The organism is Fibrobacter sp., assembly GCF_017545445.1.
Classification (GTDB): domain Bacteria; phylum Fibrobacterota; class Fibrobacteria; order Fibrobacterales; family Fibrobacteraceae; genus Fibrobacter.
Genome location: NZ_JAFWOM010000027.1, coordinates 38,371 through 58,639, shown reverse-complemented (window position 1 = coordinate 58,639; position 20,269 = coordinate 38,371). Strand labels below are relative to the sequence as shown.

The following is a 20,269-nucleotide window of genomic DNA, read 5'->3' as shown; positions in this document are numbered from 1 at the left end:
AATATCAATCTCTTAGATTAGAAACAAGCTCTTTTAATATAGGGTCACCTATTTGCGATATCAACATATTTACATAATCTCTCTTTTCCCTCTTTTTTATCAAATCAATACATTCTTTTATTTTATTTTCAGCAAAATTTCCTATTGTATTTTCTACAAAAAAACCAGAATTTAATATATCAAACATATTGCCAGCAAAGAATGTTGATGGTTTATCTTCTACCAAATAATCCCTAACTTCCACATTTTGCCAAAAACCATTCTCTTCGTTATACACCCTTTTCAAAAAGACAACGTTATCACGCAGTAACTCCGTAAGAACAAATGGAGAATGCGTTGTTAAAAAAATCTGGCAAGATAAATCTTTTAATATATATCCATTTTGTCTAAGTGAATCACTTATCTTTTTTAAACCTAAAACAAATCTCTCAATCCAATGATATTGCCAGCTCGGATGCTGGCACGTATCCGCCTCATCAATAAACAAATATAAATTTTCAAAACGTTCATTTTTCAACGCAGAATACAACCGATAATAGAATTTTAGGAGATATCTTTCTCCCGAACTTAATGGCCTAGGTAATGAAAATTCAAAGAATGGCGTATCAAGTAAAAGACTGTTATACAATTGATTGATTTTTTTCAACGGCTCCTTATTTCGTTCAGCATTAAATTCATAACCATTTTTTTGTAAAATACCTATTTTTCTACATTCGCTAAGAATTTCTTCGATTACTTTCTGCAATTCAACAGGGAAAGATCGCTTCCATAATTCCAAATCACGAACTTCCTTAAAGCCAGTCAATTCATTCAACACATCTTCAGATTCAAATTTATCATGACAATAATAATTCAACAACAAGGAATAGCGAAATTTTTCATCCAAACTTAACGAGTTAAACTGATTTACTATTTCTATTCTTGATTGCTCTAGAATTTTTTGTTTTGCAACATCGTCTAAAGATTTAAACTCTTTAATTTTATCTTCATTTTGCAATTCGTAAACAAAATGTAAATTTATAAAGGCATCCTCATTGCGAGACACAAGTACATTTGTACATGCCAAAACATTTTCTAGCATTGGTTTAAAAACTAATTGATTTGGAACATTAAAAAATGTTGAAAAATATTCACCATTTTCGATTAAAAAATCGTTAAGCCTCTGATGCTCCATTTTAAGATATGCACTAAGACGATCACAATCTTTATATTTTTTGTCCAACTCTTCGTGAAGAATTGTTAAACTACTCACATCATAGGCCATCAAAGCATCTGTTGAAATATTTTTCAAATTCAATGACATAGGTGTATAAGACATTGTTTCCAATCTATAATCCACATCATTGAAAATAGGCGAATAATACACATACAAACCTCCAAGTAAAGACTCTTCAGAAGTATCTGCCAAATCATAACGTTTTCCACTATATCCATCAAATGTATTTTCAGCTATAACGCATTTTATTTCGGATTCAATATTTGTAATATAACCATACTCTTTATTTTCATCGTCTACACATAGCAGTACATATTTCTCTTTGCACTCATTATATCCAGCAGCAATCCTCGCTATTTTTTTTAAAAGCTGCGTTTTACCAGCACCATTGTCACCGATAAATACTTTCATATCAGAAATATTTTCCGAAAAAAATGATGAAGGATTATACCCTTCCTTTTTGCAAATACTTTTATTTATTGTAAATACAAGTTGTTGTTCATCCTTTTGAACATAATATTCAGATGAAAGATTGACCAAGAAATTTTCAAATAAGCATGGACCACTAGAGTCAAATTCGTCTAATGGAATATATTTGTCAATCCAAAAAGAAATATATTTTTTCATAAATTTTCTTCCTTATCTTTTCACGAACTTACTCGATTCATAAAATGATTCATTTTTACAGTAGGTTTACCACATCTCATATACCCAATTCCCGATAATGTCATCCATGTATAATCATCTTCGTTTTTTAAGGAATCTATTCGTTTTTCACCAAGAATTGTCCACGCAATTTTAAGTCCATTATTTTTCAGGGCGTTTAAAAATTCTTTTTTCCTAACCATCAAACATGAGGGGTGTTTTTCGTTTACAGAAGGATTTTTGCAAACAACAAGACCAGATTCATCAACAAATTCGCCATCTTTAATTCCTTGACGCAAGCCCATTAATTTGCATAATTCTTTTGAAGGTCTTATAAATGAAAAAAGACTTCTTTTTGAATGATCGTATTCATTTTCCCAATAATAATAGTAGTTTGTCAATGCAACCACGGCAACATCTTTCTTCTTCAAATCGCTAATCGTAGCCCAATCATAATCATCACCATATTCAGCTTCATAAGCTTTAGACCAACAGTACTCTCTAGAATAAACCTTGTAACATTGATGGCTTTCTGGCAATAATCTTCCATAAAAATTTTGTTTTTTCGCCCAACTCTTAAACGAATTAAAATCGTTATCTGTCATAATATAACTGTTTACACTACAAAAGAAATCCTTCTTTGGCTTGAACATTCCATTTAATCGATCTGATTGTTTTAAATGCATTGACTTGTTCAAAATTATCCATTCTACGTTATCAGCATCTTTTTCAAAAAGAAATTTTCCTACAGAAGGAAAGTTATTCTTTTTTGCAATCCATTTTCTATTTTTTTGATTCCAATGAAATTTTTTCATTATGCTAGAATAAAAAGATTCATCTGCACTATAAATAGATTTTTTTATAGTTGTCGGATCAAAATCTCTTACAAAGGGTTCAAAGCTCCCCTTATACGAACCTTTTTTCATTTGGCAATTATCAGACACTCTTGCAAGCAAATCATAGAAAGCAATCCACTGATATTTTTTTCCTATCCGTTCACATATATTTCCAAAACGTTCGCCATGAGACACACTCATATCAAATTCACCGTGAATATTATAGTCATACCCACTATCTTTTAGAATCCACATTATGGCGTAATTACTCAATAAATTGGTATCAATATTCCAATCATCAAAAGCACTATCCCAAACATATCTTCCAAAATCTCCATAATGCGATGTTCCTCGACCATATTCTGTTGTCATGGAATGTAGAATTATATTTATTGCATATTCTGGAGAACTAACAACCTTTTTTCCATAAGGAATCAAGTTTGCATCAACATCACTATTTGTGGGGAAATGCGTCGGCATTACACTTCTATATGGTGGATAAATTTTCCTTATGTCAAAATCAAATTTTATACCTAAATATTTCCCATATTCAATTGTATTCATTGCATAATCACGTAATAAAATATCAGGAACAACATTTGCAGATTCAAAAATATTTTTATATACACATTCGCACAAACTTTTTATACTTTCCCTATTAAAATTATTTGTCACACATCCAAAAGCAACTGCGTACATTCTCTGCAAAACATATGGATCATTCACATTCTTAAACTTATCTAACAAGAAAATCAAAACATCTATTTTATTTTTCAGCAAATTTACAAGAGCTGCTGATGATTCATCTCGTACTTCTCTATTCATTGATGTCAAAAACCAAATCAACATTTGGCCTAATAACCGAGTTGATTCATCAGATAATAATTCTAAATCATCATTATGCCAAGTCCAATCAATTATTCGTTTAACATTATTTATATCAGAGTCATCTTGTGTACTTATAAAAATAGACCATTCAGCATCCCGGTTTCCCATACTTAATGGGAATAAATATTCATGGAGATAATCGCTATTTAATGCACATTCTGGCTTTGAGCACAAAAGTAGAAGCGTGTCTAGCCATTTATTTTTATAATATTTTTCTGGCAAAATATATGTAATTATGTAATTATGAATTTTTCTTATATCTATTTTCTTACGCCACAACAGCCCTTCAATAAAAGGCTCTTGCGTTGCTATGATATCTTCATCCGCAATTATTTCGAAAAGTTCCAAATCATAATTATCTGGTAAAAGAATTGCCCACGCATTCAAAAGCCCAACATAATTGAAAAAACCAAATTCAGATGTAACATACTCATGCAATGAACCACCATCTTTAAACATTAATTTAATATTTTCAGGATTATGTTCTGTTCCGAGCAAAGCTTTCGCGACCAATAAATCATAATATCTTTCATAAGCAAACAATATACTTACTTTTTTTTCTTTATCATAAGATTTTATTAGAATTCCCTCAGACACTAATTCACTAAAAATATCTACAGCTCTAATTCCTGAACTACAGAATGATTCATCTAGTGATTTGAGAGCGCATTCGCTAGATATCAGTTCTTTTTTTTGTTTCAACATTTCTAAAGCAATATTTTCTATAGATGTTCTTATTAAATACAGTGAAGGATCTATATTATATTTTCTTGAAATTCTTTCATTAACATCTTCAATATAGTTTTTGAAAATATCAAGAAGACTATTGAACCCACTAGGAATTTCGTGCAATCCTCTTTTTTTTAACAATTCACAAAAAAGTTTTAAAAATAAAGGGTTAGAAAATTCAGGATTCAGCATGGGCGTATTTGGAAGATTTATTTCATAATATTCAAAAAAGTGTTTAACAGCCTCAAAAGAAGCCGTGTTAAATCCTTTATGCGTAACAAGGCAAAGTAAAGATTGTACCCGCTCAGATATAACATAATCTTTATATTCTGAACGAACACTTAAAACAACCCCAACATTGGGATATTTGCGAATATCGTTCAGAAACATTTCCAAATTTTGCGCCCAGAAATTCGGAACATCACATTCATTTAACGCGTCTATAAAAATCAAACATCGACAACGCTTTAACCAACCATATAGATTAAGGCAACGCAAAAAGATTATCTCATCCCATTTTACCGACATCTTTTCTAAAAATTGTTTCCAAAGACTTCCCCTTTCAAAGGTATTCCCCAAAAAAAGACAAGTCCATTTTTTACACTGAAGTCTTTTCGTAGCTATATCAGCAAGCAAATGCGATTTGCCAGAACCAGCTTTACCTACAATTAACATTATTTGATTTTGTATGAAACGCCCTGATTCATTAAAAAATTTCTGCAGTTTCCTTAATTCGTTTCCAGCATCATTTATTTTTACTTCATTATATTGTATCTGATTTTTGATTTCTTTTGGTACCGTTTGTTTTTTTAGGTTCAATCCACACATATAAATATTCACCAACATTTTGTTGGCTTTTTCGATTTCGTTTTTTAAAGAATCAAGATCAACAGGCTTTCTTCTATTTTTTTCAAAAGAAAAATAAAAATTCGCTATAAAATCTACACTTTGTTTAAAATTATCAACTAAGTTATCGTATTGAGAATTTCCAACCAATCCTACACCATTGCTTTTTTCACTAAATCCCTTAAAATAGGGAAACATACAGCTAAGGCTATCTTCATCTTTAGCTAACATTTTAAAATTTTCTTCAATTGGCAAATTCACATGCAATTCAGGCGTATAACGAGGGCCTAACTTGAAAATACTATCATCAAGTTTTCTTTTTAAAACATCTAATGAAAAAATTTTCCGAAAATCCAATATTATAGGTATAATTTTTGGTATTGAATTCAGTATAGTTAAAATAGACATATATTGTACCTTTTTCAATGTACCACTACTTGGCCGTTCATGAGGAGTGGGAGGAGTTTGTCGCGGAGGGCGGTGAGTTTTTGATTTTCAGCAATCAACCTTTCTTTCTTTTTCATGAATGATTGATACATTTCATCAAATTTATACATCAACTCTTTTGGTGGATGAGCCCAAGGAGTCGCTATAAAAGAATCTGTTTGAAAATTCTTTATACCGCTTGTCTTTCCTTCAAAGTTGAAGAAAATATCACTTGCATAGAATTTCTGCCACATTTCAAAGAAATAAGAAGCGCATTTGGCATCTTTCAATCGAATAATTTGACAGAAATTTGAGCACGTCATGGGAGAATCAAAACGATTTAATGTATTCCGCGTTACAAAAGTTGCTCTTCCCGTAGATTGCGTTGGGCTACCTCCAGATATTTCAACAATGATGTCATTTGGATTCAGAATACGATCTTTCTTTTTTGTTGAAATATAACGGACGGGCATATCTACCATATCAACGATATCAGCTCCACGAACACAGTGTACACGAATGTCATCTTCGGAAGCATCTTCTTTTCCCCATTCTCCATTAAAATTCTTTTCAATAAATTCAGATATAGGAGCAACGTCCCACCCTACAGGGATTTCACGTTTGAGGGTTTCGTTGTAGGTCATGGGGCCGCCGGTGGTTTTGTAGGGGTGGCCGTTTTTGTCGGGGAAGTCGTATTGGACGAACCAGTAGTCGTATAGGCGTTTTGCCATTGCTTCGAGTTTCTGGTTCATCTTTTTGTTCAGGGCGATTTTGTCGTCTAATGCGGAAAGAACGGAAGCGATTTTCTTTTGCTCTGATAAAGGAGGCAAAGGAATCAGCAAAGACTTTAAATCCGGAATATTTAAATTACTAACAATAGAGCCTGTTTGATCAATAATCTGAATCTGCTTTTGAACAAATTGACTTTGAATAGCAAACAATATATAGTTTGAATCTGCAACATCTTTATTAACCTTTAGAAGAACCAATCTTTGTCCCAAGCAACATTTTAGATTTTTTGGAATCATACAAACAGCTCCCATTGGGGCTTCTCTTGATATCACTAAATCTTCAAATTCAGGACATGCTCTTTGTGTTCTTTTTTCAAAAGTTTCTTCATCAACAAAGAACCCATTTGAAAAATCTAAAGAGCCATTAACAATATTGAAATTTCTAATGACACGAATTCCTTCGTTTTTCCATTCTGGTGTGGAATGAGGGCAATCAACAACATCACTGCACAAGTCTCCTAGCTTGTACATTCCCATACCGCTAACTTTTTCGTCTTTCGTCTCTCGTCTTTCGTCTAATATCATTTCCATATTCAAGTTCACCAAGATTCTTTTTCTTTGCCACACGGATTCGAAATTGCTAACGCAATTTCTTGGTTAATTTTCCTTTTTGAAATTCGTTATACGTTCCCATTTTAACGAGGTTTCCCCAAAGTTCACCAACAATCCAACATCTTTTTTTGCAGCATTCAGATAATTCAATACTTGAGCTTTGTGCGGTTTCGACAATACACTCACTGATTTTAGTTCAACGATTATTTTGTCATAACAGATGAAATCCGCATAGTATTCTTTCTTCAGCGGTTTTCCCTTATAAAATACAGGGAGCAGTTTTTCTCTCTCATACGGGATACCTTGCATTTTAAACTCTTCTTCCAAGGCTTCTTGATATACGGCTTCAAGGAATCCATGACCTAGTTCATTATGGACTTCAAAACAAGCCTTTATTATGTTTCCCGTTTCGTTCTCGTTAATTATCATACATTTTCCTTGATTTTCCGTTAGGAAAATCGAATCCGTGTGGCATTATAGACTAGCATTTGGTTCCTTGAACAATCCGTGTGGCGTTATCGGGGCGTTGCGGGGTGCCCCCGCTAGAAGGGGTAGCGGAAGCCCGGCCCTTCGGCAGGCTCAGGGACCTTAGACGGGGCTGGAGCGAGGGGGAGACTTCCCCCTTTGTATATCCATTCAAATAGTTCATCTTTCTTTTTTCCTAGATTCTTCCCCAAAGGGGATAACTCAACTAAACCAACAAGTTGTCAAGTTTCGTTTATCGACTTCACTTCGTTTCGCTCAGAATGACACATCCCTTATGATTTCTACAAAGATTTTCCGTTAGGAAAATCGACAAATGCGTAAGGCGAGCGTCGCAGGGCTGCTTGCAGACCTATAACCGAGCCTAGCATTTGGTACTTTGTACAATCCGTGTGGCATCAATAACTTCAATTTCCTCTTTATGTAAATAAATCCTGTTCTCGCCAGTTCTCTGGGAATCCCAATGACGGCAGCTGATCACGACGAACTTTTTTCATCAGTTCTTTCAATTTTTCCTTGAACTGATAATTTGGCGCACAACTATCCAACAACTTTGTAATGATACACAAAGAAAAATAAATCCGGTCCTGCCGTGGAATGCTATCAACCCATTTTGTAGGCCTGTGAATCGGTATCATCGGCCGCACGATAAAACTTCTAGTGAAAAGTCGCGAATAATGGGCACAAATGTTACGGACAAGGTTTAAATGCTGGAACCAGCTTACCAGGACACGCATGGTATTGCGGCTGAATCCAAAATATTGGGCCACGGCGGTTTTGGCGGGAATGTTGTTTTTGAGGTTAGAGAAGGTCTTTGATACCGTACCAAAAGTGGTCGTTTCAAAAATCATCCATGCAGGCGGCGAAACAGAGGAATCATATTTGTTTAGATAATGCTCCTTGAAAACCTCCCGCGAACGGTTCCAGTGCTTACGCAGTTCGTCCAAGTTGTCCCGGAAAATATTCTGGCTATTGCACAGGGCCGAATCTTCATACCAGCGCGATCCATGGGATAACGAAAGATGATATTCCATCTGTGTGCGAACAGCTATTTCAATGTAAGATAAAGCTTCCGAAACAATGGTCCTTAGACCCACATCAAACTCGTAATCGTTCTTGATATAAGCCCAACAGACCCCAGTAAGGAATGGGCTCCCCGGCACGGCATTATTCTGATATGGATATGTATATCCACGCAGGCGGTAATAACTGATATTTGAAAGGACCTGTACAAGTTCCGACTCCGTAATTCCTTGAAGTCCTCTGGAAATCAAAAGTCTCGCCTGATCCTGCAACGACAAGGGAGGTTTATTGTAAACACTTAGCGGCACCTACCCCTCCCCTAAAAAAAGAACCCCGCTGGTTGCGCATTGCAAAGAGGCGTGCAGGGTTTTCTTGTTCATAAATATACATAATAAAAGGCCTAATGTCAAGATTTTACTTTACAAATTTCAAGTTGCTCAACTGTTTCTGTATTTCACGCTCGAGTTTGTGGCTTTCGGCGAACATGGCGGCGAGTTCTTCGGTGTCGGCTTTCATCTGGGCGTTGAATTCGTCGGCGGTTATGTCCACATAATCAATCTTGATGTCGAAATACTGGCCGGCGCTCAGGCTGTAGCCTTTTTCCTTGACTTCGCTGTAGCTCACGACTACGCTAAAGTCCTCGACGGCTTTCGCCTTGCGGAAGGTGGTCACGATTTTCTCGATTTCGTCGTCTTCGAGGCGGACTTTCTTGAGGCCGTTCGCGTCTTTGTATTCCTTGCCGAGTTTGCTTGCGTCAACGAGTGTGACTTTGTCGTTGTCGGTCTTTTTGCGGGTTTTGTCGAAGAAGAGCACGCTCACGTTGGTGCCGGTGTTCGCGAATACGTTGCTCGGCATGCTCACCACGCCATAGACGATGTGTTCGTCAACGATGCGTTCGAGGATTTTGTGCTCGATGCCGGATTTCGCGGTGATGAACCCGGTGGGGATTACGATGGCGCCCTTGCCGCCTGCCTTGATGCTGTTCACCACGTGCTGGATAAAGCAGGTGTAGATGGCCATGCTCTCCTTTTTCTTATTCGGGACTTTCGGCACGCCTGCCCAGAAACGGGCGTTCCATTTCTTTTCGATGTCGTCGCGGGTGTCGCTGAAGTCCATCTTGAAGGGTGGATTGCTCACCACGTAATCGAACTGCTTGAGGCTCTTGCCGTCGTCGCTCTTGTGGTAGGGTTCCAGGAGGGTGTCGCCCTGCACGGCGTGATCGAGGCTCGAAACGAGTCCGTTCAACAGCAGGTTCAGCTTGAGCATTTTGTTACTGCGCTGCGAGATGTCTTGTGCAAAGATGGTGCAGCGGTCTTCGCCTATCTGGTGGCTAAGCGCCATGAGCAAGGTGCCGGTACCTGCGCTGGGGTCGTAGCATTCTACGTTGTGCAGGTCGGCGTTGTCGCCCACCAAGAGGCGGGCCATGATCTTTGCGATGGCCTTGGGGGTGTAATATTCGGCGTACTTGCCGCCGCCTGCGGTGTTGTAGTCCTTGAGCAGGTATTCAAAGATGTCCGAGAAAAAGTCGTAGTGTTCGGCGAAGGCGTCTTCGAAGCTGAAGTTCACGAGTTTATCGACAAGGGCGCGGGCGAAGTTTGCACGCTGGGCGTCGTCGGTCACGAAGATGGTGAGCTTTTCGAAGATGGGGATTTTCGTCTCTTGCGCGGTCTTGGTGTAGAATACGTCCAGGTTGTCCTTTGCGATGGCGACCATGGTCTCGTCAAAGATGACGTCGAAATCGCCCTTGGCCTGCTTGTTCCAGAGGTTTGCAATCAGGTAGTCGGGCTTGAACACCGGGACTTCGGGCGGCAAGAAGAGGCTCACCTTTTCACGGTCGGCCTTGGAGAGTTTCGCGTATTCCTCTTCCCACTTGTCGGATTTTTTGAGTGCCTTCAGGCAAGGGTCGTTAATTTTTTTGAGTTCGTAGCCGAATTTGTCGGCCATAAACTTGTACAAAAACACCTGGGTGATAATCTTGTATTCGTTGCCGTCATTGCCCATACCGTATGTTTGGCAAGTGGCCTTGAGAGAGTCAATAAGGGCAATGGTCTTGTCTTTGATGTTCATCTTTAGTTCCTAAAATCTAGTATAGAAAATCTCTTTTGGTTGCCACACGGATTGGAAATTGCTAACGCAATTTCTTGGTTTTAATAAAAACACTTAATTCTGCATTTATCACTTTCATTCCCATTTTTTCTCCTTGATTTTCCGTTAGGAAAATCGAATCCGTGTGGCATCATTATAACTATCTATTTTCCTGATTAATTTTCCTTTTTAAAATTCGTTATCCTTTCCCATTTTAACGATGTTTCGCCAAAATTTACCAACAATCCGATATCCTTTTTTGCTGCATTCAAATAATTTAGCACCTGAGCCTTATGTGGTTTAGACAAAACACTCACAGATTTTAATTCAACAATTATTTTATCATAGCAGATAAAATCCGCATAATACTCTTTCTTAAGAGCCTTTCCTTTGTAAAATACAGGGAGCAGTTTTTCCCTCTCATACGGGATGCCTTGCAATTTAAATTCTTCTTCCAAAGCTTCTTGATATACGGCTTCAAGAAATCCATGACCCAATTCATTATGGACTTCAAAACATGCCTTTATTATATTTCCCGTTTCATTCTCGTTAATTATCATACTTTTTCCTTGATTTTCCGTTAGGAAAATCGACAAATGCGTAAGGCGAGTGTTGCAGGGCTGCTTGCAGACCTATAACCGAGTCTAGCATTTGGTGTATACAATCCGTGTGGCAAAAAAATCCGTGTGGCTCCTTATTTTATAGCATTCTAATTTCCGTAGTAGGCGTTATACTGGTTAATATACTGCTTGGCGATGCGCTGTTGGATAAACAGATAGTCGGGCATTTCAGGCTTGATTTGCGGGAAATGCGCGAGTCCGTCTGCAATCTCTTTCATCACAGTCTTGCCGAAGTAGGCATCCTGCTTCAGGATGTCGTTGCGGTCGAAAACTTTCGCGTCAATCGTACCCTTGATAGTCAAGAGAGCCTGCACAATTTCTTCGTCGAACTTCGAGATAATTGGTGCCTGGTGCTTGGGTTCGCGGGCCTTATTCTCTTCGCGGATGCGCTTGTGGACGTAGGCGAATTTCGTGTCGCCGTTGTACTTGCGCAAAAGGGCGTCGTTTGATTTGCGAAGATCTTCGAGGCGTTTCAGGATGTCGTTCATCGCCTGGTTCTGCTCGTTATAAACGGCAAGGTTTTCCGGGGTAAAGCCGTGCTCGTCAAAGATGCGCTTGAACTCCTGTTCCAATTCAACAAACACAGGGTCTTCGTGGTCGAAGTTATCCAGAAATCCGCGAAGAGCACGTTTATACTTTTCACGCAGTTCCGTGCCATTGTCAATGATTTTCAGTTCTTCAGTGCCGATGCAGCTAAAGTTGAACTCGATGTTCATCATGGCTTCGTTTACAGCAAACTGCGTCGCCTCGCTGCTCACCCACGCCTCTTTCTGGTTAATCATCGCAATGCGGTGGTTCACTTCCGAAAGCATGAGCGGCAACTTTTCGATGTTCAGCTTTTCAAAGTCCTTTTTAAGGGCATCGTCACCGAAAGTACGCACAAGGTTCATCGCATCCTTGGCGAGTTCCAACGCCTTGCGCAGTTCTATCAAAACCTTCTTATCTTCAAGGCTAGAAATTTCTGTAGAGAAAACTTCCACGTTGTCGGTGGTATAACTGAACAATGCCTGACGTGCCACCTTCATGTGATTGATAAGGGCGTCCTTATCTTCCATGACTTGATTGTACATGTCGGGCAAGTTATCGTCTGGGTCAGTATCGGCATCATTATAGCGGTTCAGTTCCTGCAAATACGCGGCATTGGTCTCGTCGAAATTCTTCTTGATGTCGGCAAAGTCAATCAAGAATCCGCGTTTCATGTTCTTGTACGGGCGATTCACGCGTGTAATCGCCTGCAACAAATTATGATCTTCGATTTTGCGACCGAAATACAATCGCTTGAGGCGCGGTGCGTCAAAGCCCGTCAGCAACATGTTGTAAACAATCAGAATATCAATCGTGTAGTTCTTCTTGAAGTCGTTGATAATCTGCTTGCGGGTTTCCTTGTCATCGCTATCGAAGAGAATCAGGCCCGCTTTCAAGTTGATTTTCTGGATGCGGTTTTCATTGAGTTCGTCCTGAATCTCGTTGAAGAACTTGTACAAGTTTCGAGCCTGTTCCGAAGATTCAGCAATAATCATGCCGCCAAGGTCGTTGTCGCCCTGCATGGCACGGAACTTCACCAAATCGTTGATGATGTAGCGGAGCAACGCCTTAACGTATGTGGGGTGCCGAATAATCATGTCCTTCGAGACAGAACCCTTCTCCACCAGTTTCTGCACGCTTTCGTAAGCATCGTTCAGTTTTTTGCGGTAACTTGTTTCGATATCTTCGCGGATAATCTTTAGCGTGTAGCCGTCTTGAATGGAACGGTCGTAATAATACGTGTGGAAGTAATCGCCAAAGACCTTGCAGCTCGCCTTTTCGCTCCCGATGAGCGGCGTGCCGGTAAGCGCTATCTTGATGGCGTTCTTGTCGGCATTGAAAAGGTTCGAAAGGAAACATCCGCCCGGTTTGTAGCCGCGATGCGCTTCGTCCATAATGAACACGCGTTGCAAATTCGTGGCGTAATTCGGGATTTCCACTTTCTCGGTGTCATTTTCAAACTTCTGGATGTTCACCACGGTAATTTCATCGACACCGGCGTTGCCCTGCAAGGCCTGCTGCGTGCGGAACTGTTCCATGAGTTCCGTGCGGGAATTTGCCGTTGTCACCTTGAGGCCGCGATTGCTCAATTCCTCGGTCGCCTGCTCCAGCAAATCTAGGCGGTCCACAATAAAGTAGAATTTCGCGACTTTGTTCTGCTTGGCGTAATAGTCCTTGAGGACTTTGCTCAAGTGGAAAGAAAGTGCTGTCTTGCCCGAACCCTGCGTATGCCACACAATGCCGGATGTCGCACCCGCTGCCAGTTTTTCACGGATAATCATGGCCGCAAAAAATTGCTGGTACCGCATGATGTGCTTTTCGTGGCGGCTCTCGATTTGACCGTCCTTCTCTTTTTCGACATGCAAGTAAGCGATGCCGTACTTGAGCAAAAAGAGCAAACGCTCCGGGCTCACCATAGAAGTAAGCACGCGGTTCGTGGGCGTGTTGATATCGAGATTCGTCTTGTATTCCGGATTCTCTTTCAAGACCGGAACATTGAAATCCATCAGGACTCTCTTTTCGAGATCCGCAGGAATCGGCAAATAAGGATAATTGGCGTGGAACGGCGCAATTGCCGCGCGCTTGGGGTTCTCTTCCCTGAAGCAGTTGAAACGCGCTTCGTTTTTCGCAGCCGTGCAATAGAACACGCCTTCAATCGGGACAACGCCGCCCTTGGCATCGTACTCCATGTTGTTGGAGAAAATCATCAACTGCGTGATGTTGATAAAGCGGCGGAACTTTTTCTTCGGGAAGCGTTCGTCGTTCATCCGCTTACTTTCGGCCACCATGCCACCTACGTTGTTCGGCTTCTTGACCTCGATAAAAACAAGCGGGAGCCCGTTGACGAACAACGTAATGTCGGGGCGAAAACTTTCATCGCCATTCTTGCAAGTAAATTCCGCCGTGCAATGGTACGTGTTGTTTTCCGGGTGTTCAAAATCGACTAGGCGAAGTGAAGAATAGCTAGTAAGGCGCTTGTAGAACTGCTGGCCCAAATCGTCGTCATCCAGTTCCTTCTGAATGTCCGAAAGCACGCTCTGTGCAGAAACAGTCGCAGCCGGATTCAGCTTCTTGAACTGCTCCGCAAAAATATCTACAAGGATGTTCGTCTCTGGGTCGTAGGGAATCGCCGGCGTTGCGCCAGACTCCGAAATTTTTCCCAAATACGTATAGCCGATGCGAGCCAAATGCTGAATTGCAGTCAGTTGAACGCGCGTCGCTTCTGTAAAAAGACCAGGCATAAAAATCTACCTTCCAAACTGGCGTTCGCAGGGGATGCCATCACCGTCGCCGTCCATTTGAGTTCCTGGGCAATTTCTCAAAAAGAACAACGCTTCTTCATAACTATTCATTTGGCTGCAATGCGTACGTCCATCGCAATGGAATCCAGATCCAACACCACTATCCGTATTTTGGGGAACAGTTCCAATCGCTGATTGAGATGAATTTTTATTGAACGAATGTTCCTGACAATACACAAACAACATTATCGGAACAACAATCAATAAAAGCATCAAAGCTGCTTTCATTTTTCGTTTGCGATAATAGCCCGGTACATACGGAGTCCGCTTTTCCTGAAATTGTTTTAACGGAACACCTTCCAGCACCCCCGATGATATACGAGGACCTTTCGGCGTTTCTTCAAACTGCGTCACAACAATCGTATCGCCAGCTTTGGGATTACGTGAAATCGGCCCTAAAGCGCTTCGATGAACAAAATATTTTTTCCCGTTAGCTTCGGCAAAACCAAAACCTTTGGCATCATTCCAATTGGAAATTTTCACAACATTTGTTATAGGCATAGTAGTCTCTTACGAGAATATAATTTTTTATGCTGTCAGTAAAGTGACATTGTGAAAAAAATATTAACTTTCGGTACATTTATAAAAAATCCAATTTTACCTCTTGACAATTACTGCACAAAAGTGTAGTTTTATTTTTGTCTTGATAATACATCTGCGTTTAAAAAAGCTTGTACGCAGAAAGGAGTTCAAAATGTACAGTACAGCCAACGGCACAGTCACCGATGCCGAAGCCGCCGAAATCGATTCCCTCAACAATGAAATCTGGAAAAACTTCTGGAGCATCCCTCGCGAAAAGCGGACTAAAACCGATTGGGAAAAGCTGCTCGATATCCAGATATTGGTGAAGAAGGGATAACTTTTTTTACTACTTTTCCAACTATGAATAGAACGCAAGTTATCGTACATCCTTACGACATGGCGCAATCCGACTGGGTTCGTTGCATTTTGCCTTTTACCCAGTTCATGGGACATAACGATTTTCAAGTGATTCCGTCAATCACGCAAATCATCTGCACCAACAAAGAAGCGCTCAAGCAAACGCGGGCGGTGATTTTACAGAAACCGACGGCACCGGGTCGTGCACAGATTGCGTTGTACTACTCAAAGCTTAAAAAAGAATGTGGGTTCAAGCTCGTGACCGACATGGATGACTTGCAATGGGATCTTTCTCCAGTCATCGCCTCATACGCAAAAAGCATCCCGAATCACGACCAGATGATGCTCGCAAGTCTCAAGCAGGTTCTGCCGCTTTTTGACATAGTGGTTTGTTCTACGCGTTACCTCGCGAGCCGCATCAAGTCCGATCTCGGCGTAAACGCGGTGGTGATGCCGAACGGTATTTCCAAATCGATGTTCGGCATGAACCAGAGGACAACTGCATTCACAGGAAAACCGAAAGTGATGTACGCTGGCAGTCTCGGACATTTCACGAACGAGATTCCGGGCGATTTTGACGGGGCGTGGATTCCCTGGATTCGCAAGCACATCGAAGACGGGAGCATCGACTTCTACATTTTCGGCGAAGCAGATTTTCTCAAAGATCTCGAAGGAAAATTCACGAAAATTCCTTACACGAACTTTGTGCCTTTCGCACAAACTGTCGCAAGCTACAAGCCCGACTTTTTCATCACGCCGCTTGCCAACAACAACTTCAACAAAGCCAAAAGCGACTTGAAGCTTAAAGAAGCTGCAGCCCTTGGTGCAGTGTTCATCGGAAACGACTTCGCCGGGAGTCCGTACAGCTACGCCCCGAAAGAACAGCTTGTCAGCGCGAACGCAACAGTCGATGATCTTGATGCAATTTTCAAGAATCTCTGCGAGCCGGAAAAGTTCATGCAGGCCATCAACTGGCAATACCAAGCGATGGAAGAAAAGCACTGGGCGCACGAGGATCCGGAATTTCAGAAGAAATTTGTGGCCACGTATTTGTAGTGGCTGGGGTAGGGGAGTGCCGCAACAGAAACGGGAATTTTCTTATTCCTCTTGATTAGTTTGAGAGGATTCGAGACCTTTGCTTTTGCGGAGCATTTCGGCAGCACGTAAAATTTCTCGTTCACGAACAACCTCGTCAACACGCTTGTTGAAAAGTTCTTCCGTATGAATCCGGAAAAGTTCGCGTTCCTGCTTGATGTACGCCGAGAAACTCTTGATGTACAAAATAGGGATTATAAGAATAAGCGTCTTTTCCCCAAAATTAAAGGCACCGCTCGCGTTATAGTCAATCATCGTATAAACAATCTTCCACAATCCAAGCTGGTCAGGATCTACAAAAACAAGTATCAACAACACTAGCGATGCGATAAACCACACATTCAAAATTTTTTTCGGGAATCGTTCCTTGAGAACGCCATGCTGCTCCATGTATCTTTCTTGTCTTTTGACCATATCACTAAAAATGAAGTAATTCAAAAAGTAACCAAAAAACGGAATGCAGGTGAGGAGTACCGCTGCCACCGGCGAAAATGATGTCGTCGTCAACAACCGCAAATTTGAAACCGCTCGATACAGCCACGACAAATATCTAATGCAAAATACGAATATTGCCCCCAGCAGGGCAAAAATCCAAAACATCCTCAAAATAATCATGAGTATCCCCACAAGATACCAGAATCCGAAAGTAGAACTCATAATCGACTGGACAAAATCGAATTCTGTCAGTATTGCCAAACTCCCAAATACAAAAAGTGAAAGCGGGATAAACCAAAGAACAAACAAAAGAACGATGACGACCTTCATCCAAAAAAGCACTCGGTTGGCTCGTTTCGTATTATCTTGCATAAATCCTCCATGCTGAAATATAACATTTACAAATCAAATTCACAAAAAACGAGGTACTTTTTTTTAAAATCTGCTTAAAATTAATGTTAATAGAATGTGAATACTAAATTCCAGTCTCTTCGGTTTTTTACTCCATTCTTTACATATTATCCACATACACATTCATTGTTTCACGTGAAACAATACGGTTGTGGAAAAGTTTGCGTATTATTTATCAACATATTTTTTGAAAGTGGATAGAATGGGAATAAAAAATTTTAAATTGTTAATTAATTTTTGCAACTTATCAACCATGCAATATATGTTGTCTTAAACAGGCGAGACGACTCCGAGCCTAAATAGAACTTTTCTTTTCGTAAAGTCTGCGTTGTACTTCTTGATTGCAATAGACATAGCCATCTTGATCCTATAAAGGATAAGAGATATTCTTCCGTCATCCAGAGGACCGAAGGGACGAAGGATCCAGTTATTTTTTTGCAAGATAACCGCTGCGATCAAGGCTTATAAAGCGATGACGTACAAATCCCAATTTTACTTTTCAACAATCATAAAGTTTAATAAAACTTTTCGAAAAAAAAGCCGAGTTCGTGAGGAACTCGACTTCAAACGTCATGGCGGACCTGATCCGCCATCTCCATGACATCGCTATTCATCCACCTTGATGTGGCCTTCTAGAAAACTCTAAAATTTCACTGTACGAGGTGCTTCGGTGAAACTGCAGAATGTGGCAGTCGCATCTTTGAAGTAAAGCACTTCAGTGTTTTCGTCGTCGGGGGAGTACATCGCCTTAAGTGCGGGGTAGTTGTCGAGCATGTGGACCTTCGGTTCGCGGCGGTCATCGCGGACGAGCGTTCCGCTCAGACGCAACCACTTGGTGCCGGACTTGTCCAAAGCACAAAGCTGCACTTTGCCGTTCGCCTGAATCTGCTTCGAGACGTTCTTGGATTTGCCCGTCTGGATGTAGAGCTTGCCCTCGAAAATTTCGATAGTCCCAAACGGACGTACCTTCGGCTGGTCGCCATCGACCGTTGCCAGAAAATACGCACCGCATTCCTTGATGAAATTCTTGACTTCTTCCATGTGTTTTTTCTCCTGTTAATGATTAATAAATTCGTTCAAGGCACGAGTTAGGTGACCGACGGAGATTGCTTCAGGGCTTCGCCCTTCGCAATGACAAACCCTTTTTCTCGTCTGTTTTCCTAACCACTAATCACTTCCTACTTTCTACACCTCATACTCCAAAGCGATCGAAAGTCGCGAGTTCACACCTAGAGATTACTTCGCCTTCGGCTCGCAATGACATTTTTTTCTCTCGTCTGTTTTCCTAACCACTAATCACTTCCTACTTTCTACACCTCATACCTCAAAGGTGCAACGCACCGACCTCATACTTTTTGGCCTACAACCTCTCTATAAATCTTTTCCATTTCCGATCCGAAGCAGCAGAAGATGACCTTCTTGACATTCTCCGCTGGGAATTCGCGGACTGTTTTCACGGCAATTTCGGTAGCGTCTTTCCAAGGGTAGCCATAAACGCCAGTGGAAATAGCGGGGAAGGCGACCGTTTCGCAACCGTTTTCTTCGGCAAGTGCAAGACAACTTTTGTAGCAAGATTTCAAAAGCGCAGGTTCCCCATGCTGGCCGTCACGATAAACCGGCCCCGGAGTATGGATCACGAACTTCGCCGGCAACTTGAATCCGGGAGTGATTTTTGCCTTGCCTGTCTCGCAACCTTTTAGCGGAATACACGAACGCAAAAGTTCTGGCCCAGCCGCCCGATGAATCGCCCCATCGACACCGCCGCCGCCCAACAACGAACAGTTTGCCGCATTCACGATGGCATCTACCGCAAGCTTAGTGATGTCCCCCTGAATAACTTCAATCTCTATCATGAAAACCTCCAATGAAAATATATATAATTAGTAGGAAGTTAGAAGTCGGCCATACCCAGTATTTTCCACATCAAACGTTTCACGTGAAACAAAAATGTGAATAGATGTTGAAAACTCATAAAAGATGGAATGAAGGAACTCCCCGAAATGTACATTTATGTATATTGTGCATGAGGTCCTATGAAAATCGAACATGTTGCTATATGGGTGAAAAACATCGACAAGGTGTGCGAATTCTACCATAAATATTTCGGTGGGGTAGTCCATCCCCTTTACCACAATCCAGCTAAACAGTTCACCAGCCGATTCGTCACTTTCGACGACGGCGCCCGATTAGAAATTATGCACCGCCCTGATATAAATGCTGGAGAAAATGTTGGGACTGTAACTTCGTTACAGTCCAACACCCATCGGTCAGCAAATGAAAAAATGCGAGCATTTTTTCGCTTTCTGACCTCGGCCGTGTTTCACGTGAAACCTCTGCAGGGCGAATGCAGCGCCCATACTTGTATGGGCATTGCTGAGCCCCAAGAGGTAGGACACGAAGTGTCCCAACATATCGGTTTTACCCATCTTTCTTTTTCCGTTGGTTCAAAAGAAGAGGTGGACCGTTTGACCCAGCAGATGTCTGCCGATGAAGTTCCCGTTGTAGGGCAGCCGAGAACTACCGGCGACGGATATTACGAAAGCGTCGTCCTCGACCCCGAAGGGAACCGGATCGAGATTACTATATAACTTTTGGATTATGTTGGGACTTTCGCCTCATGTTGGGCCTATGGCTTTGCCATAGGCCTACACTCTACGGATACCAAATAAAAACATACAAGTATGTTTTTGCTTGGTATCCTTGATTGTGTTTGGACACTGTGCGTCCTACCTTAATCGACTCGGAAATAGGAACAAATATATTTGTTCCTGCTTCACTCGTCTCATAAGGTTTCACGTGGAACATTTTAAATATGTATATTACGTATCAAATGATATCAAAAGTCCTTACCATATTCCTTATCTCTATATCTTTTGCTTTTGCCCAAACGCCTGAATTGGAAAATCCCTCACAGGATTCTACCGCTTCTATAGAATTAAGCAACATTTACGAGAATAAATACAATCCCTTCAACATTTTATTT

The 20,269-nt window shown here is 40.9% G+C and carries 15 protein-coding genes; 3 read left to right on the top strand and 12 right to left on the bottom strand.

Going from position 1 to position 20,269, the window contains the following annotated elements; genetic code table 11:
* Positions 1 to 4: 4 nt before the first annotated feature.
* The 9 genes from IKG78_RS03300 to IKG78_RS03260 all read right to left on the bottom strand — a co-directional run bounded on the left by IKG78_RS03300 (position 5) and on the right by IKG78_RS03260 (position 14,967).
* Positions 5 to 1,843: a hypothetical protein gene (locus tag IKG78_RS03300; protein WP_290939239.1), complete on the bottom strand. Its 1,839-nt coding sequence runs from the start codon at positions 1,841 to 1,843 to the stop codon at positions 5 to 7.
* Positions 1,844 to 1,863: 20 nt separating this feature from the next.
* On the bottom strand, positions 1,864 to 5,568 hold the full coding sequence (locus IKG78_RS03295) for an ATP-binding protein (protein ID WP_290939236.1): 3,705 nt from the start codon (positions 5,566 to 5,568) through the stop codon (positions 1,864 to 1,866).
* 14 nt (positions 5,569 to 5,582) lie between these two features.
* A complete protein-coding gene (locus tag IKG78_RS03290; protein WP_290939233.1) occupies positions 5,583 to 6,908 on the bottom strand; it encodes a restriction endonuclease subunit S in 1,326 nt (441 codons plus the stop codon).
* A gap of 66 nt (positions 6,909 to 6,974) precedes the next feature.
* On the bottom strand, positions 6,975 to 7,358 hold the full coding sequence (locus IKG78_RS03285) for a GxxExxY protein (protein ID WP_100425349.1): 384 nt from the start codon (positions 7,356 to 7,358) through the stop codon (positions 6,975 to 6,977).
* Positions 7,359 to 7,831: 473 nt separating this feature from the next.
* Positions 7,832 to 8,743 (bottom strand): Abi family protein, encoded by a 912-nt coding sequence (locus IKG78_RS03280; RefSeq protein ID WP_290939227.1) that lies wholly within the window; start codon positions 8,741 to 8,743, stop codon positions 7,832 to 7,834.
* Positions 8,744 to 8,849: 106 nt separating this feature from the next.
* Positions 8,850 to 10,502, bottom strand: a complete 1,653-nt coding sequence (locus IKG78_RS03275) for a class I SAM-dependent DNA methyltransferase (RefSeq protein WP_290939224.1) — start codon at positions 10,500 to 10,502, stop codon at positions 8,850 to 8,852.
* A gap of 194 nt (positions 10,503 to 10,696) precedes the next feature.
* Complete coding sequence (locus tag IKG78_RS03270; protein ID WP_173802324.1) at positions 10,697 to 11,080, bottom strand: GxxExxY protein; 384 nt, start codon at positions 11,078 to 11,080, stop codon at positions 10,697 to 10,699.
* A 149-nt stretch (positions 11,081 to 11,229) separates the two neighbouring features.
* Positions 11,230 to 14,406, bottom strand: a complete 3,177-nt coding sequence (locus IKG78_RS03265) for an HsdR family type I site-specific deoxyribonuclease (RefSeq protein ID WP_290939217.1) — start codon at positions 14,404 to 14,406, stop codon at positions 11,230 to 11,232.
* 6 nt (positions 14,407 to 14,412) lie between these two features.
* Positions 14,413 to 14,967 carry an excalibur calcium-binding domain-containing protein gene (locus IKG78_RS03260; RefSeq protein ID WP_290939214.1) on the bottom strand — a complete coding sequence of 185 codons (555 nt, stop codon included), beginning with the start codon at positions 14,965 to 14,967 and terminating at the stop codon, positions 14,413 to 14,415.
* A gap of 193 nt (positions 14,968 to 15,160) precedes the next feature.
* Here IKG78_RS03260 and IKG78_RS03255 point away from each other — a divergent pair, with 193 nt between their 5' ends.
* Both IKG78_RS03255 and IKG78_RS03250 read left to right on the top strand, forming a co-directional pair.
* Complete coding sequence (locus tag IKG78_RS03255; RefSeq protein ID WP_290939211.1) at positions 15,161 to 15,325, top strand: hypothetical protein; 165 nt, start codon at positions 15,161 to 15,163, stop codon at positions 15,323 to 15,325.
* A 23-nt stretch (positions 15,326 to 15,348) separates the two neighbouring features.
* Positions 15,349 to 16,401, top strand: a complete 1,053-nt coding sequence (locus tag IKG78_RS03250; RefSeq protein WP_290939208.1) for a hypothetical protein — start codon at positions 15,349 to 15,351, stop codon at positions 16,399 to 16,401.
* Positions 16,402 to 16,443: 42 nt separating this feature from the next.
* Here IKG78_RS03250 and IKG78_RS03245 read toward each other — a convergent pair whose 3' ends face one another.
* From IKG78_RS03245 to IKG78_RS03235, 3 genes are all read right to left on the bottom strand, one after another.
* Complete coding sequence (locus IKG78_RS03245) at positions 16,444 to 17,247, bottom strand: hypothetical protein (RefSeq protein WP_290939205.1); 804 nt, start codon at positions 17,245 to 17,247, stop codon at positions 16,444 to 16,446.
* 681 nt (positions 17,248 to 17,928) lie between these two features.
* Entirely contained in the window at positions 17,929 to 18,327 is a 399-nt protein-coding gene (locus tag IKG78_RS03240) for a pyridoxamine 5'-phosphate oxidase family protein (RefSeq protein WP_290939201.1), read from the bottom strand.
* Between the two features lie 305 nt (positions 18,328 to 18,632).
* Entirely contained in the window at positions 18,633 to 19,139 is a 507-nt protein-coding gene (locus tag IKG78_RS03235; RefSeq protein WP_290939198.1) for an O-acetyl-ADP-ribose deacetylase, read from the bottom strand.
* Between the two features lie 180 nt (positions 19,140 to 19,319).
* Here IKG78_RS03235 and IKG78_RS03230 point away from each other — a divergent pair, with 180 nt between their 5' ends.
* Complete coding sequence (locus IKG78_RS03230; RefSeq protein ID WP_290939195.1) at positions 19,320 to 19,874, top strand: VOC family protein; 555 nt, start codon at positions 19,320 to 19,322, stop codon at positions 19,872 to 19,874.
* The last annotated feature ends 395 nt before the right edge of the window (positions 19,875 to 20,269 follow it).

Bases quoted from the DNA above. Each gene is read 5' to 3' on its own strand.
- IKG78_RS03245 (WP_290939205.1), bottom strand. From the start codon at position 17,247: ATGCAAGATAATACGAAACGAGCCAACCGAGTGCTTTTTTGGATGAAG.
- IKG78_RS03240 (WP_290939201.1), bottom strand. From the start codon at position 18,327: ATGGAAGAAGTCAAGAATTTCATCAAGGAATGCGGTGCGTATTTTCTG.
- IKG78_RS03295 (WP_290939236.1), bottom strand. From the start codon at position 5,568: ATGTCTATTTTAACTATACTGAATTCAATACCAAAAATTATACCTATA.
- IKG78_RS03265 (WP_290939217.1), bottom strand. From the start codon at position 14,406: ATGCCTGGTCTTTTTACAGAAGCGACGCGCGTTCAACTGACTGCAATT.
- IKG78_RS03255 (WP_290939211.1), top strand. From the start codon at position 15,161: ATGTACAGTACAGCCAACGGCACAGTCACCGATGCCGAAGCCGCCGAA.
- IKG78_RS03270 (WP_173802324.1), bottom strand. From the start codon at position 11,080: ATGATAATTAACGAGAATGAAACGGGAAATATAATAAAGGCATGTTTT.
- IKG78_RS03300 (WP_290939239.1), bottom strand. From the start codon at position 1,843: ATGAAAAAATATATTTCTTTTTGGATTGACAAATATATTCCATTAGAC.
- IKG78_RS03260 (WP_290939214.1), bottom strand. From the start codon at position 14,967: ATGCCTATAACAAATGTTGTGAAAATTTCCAATTGGAATGATGCCAAA.
- IKG78_RS03250 (WP_290939208.1), top strand. From the start codon at position 15,349: ATGAATAGAACGCAAGTTATCGTACATCCTTACGACATGGCGCAATCC.
- IKG78_RS03285 (WP_100425349.1), bottom strand. From the start codon at position 7,358: ATGATAATTAACGAGAACGAAACGGGAAACATAATAAAGGCTTGTTTT.
- IKG78_RS03230 (WP_290939195.1), top strand. From the start codon at position 19,320: ATGAAAATCGAACATGTTGCTATATGGGTGAAAAACATCGACAAGGTG.
- IKG78_RS03290 (WP_290939233.1), bottom strand. From the start codon at position 6,908: ATGGAAATGATATTAGACGAAAGACGAGAGACGAAAGACGAAAAAGTT.
- IKG78_RS03235 (WP_290939198.1), bottom strand. From the start codon at position 19,139: ATGATAGAGATTGAAGTTATTCAGGGGGACATCACTAAGCTTGCGGTA.
- IKG78_RS03275 (WP_290939224.1), bottom strand. From the start codon at position 10,502: ATGAACATCAAAGACAAGACCATTGCCCTTATTGACTCTCTCAAGGCC.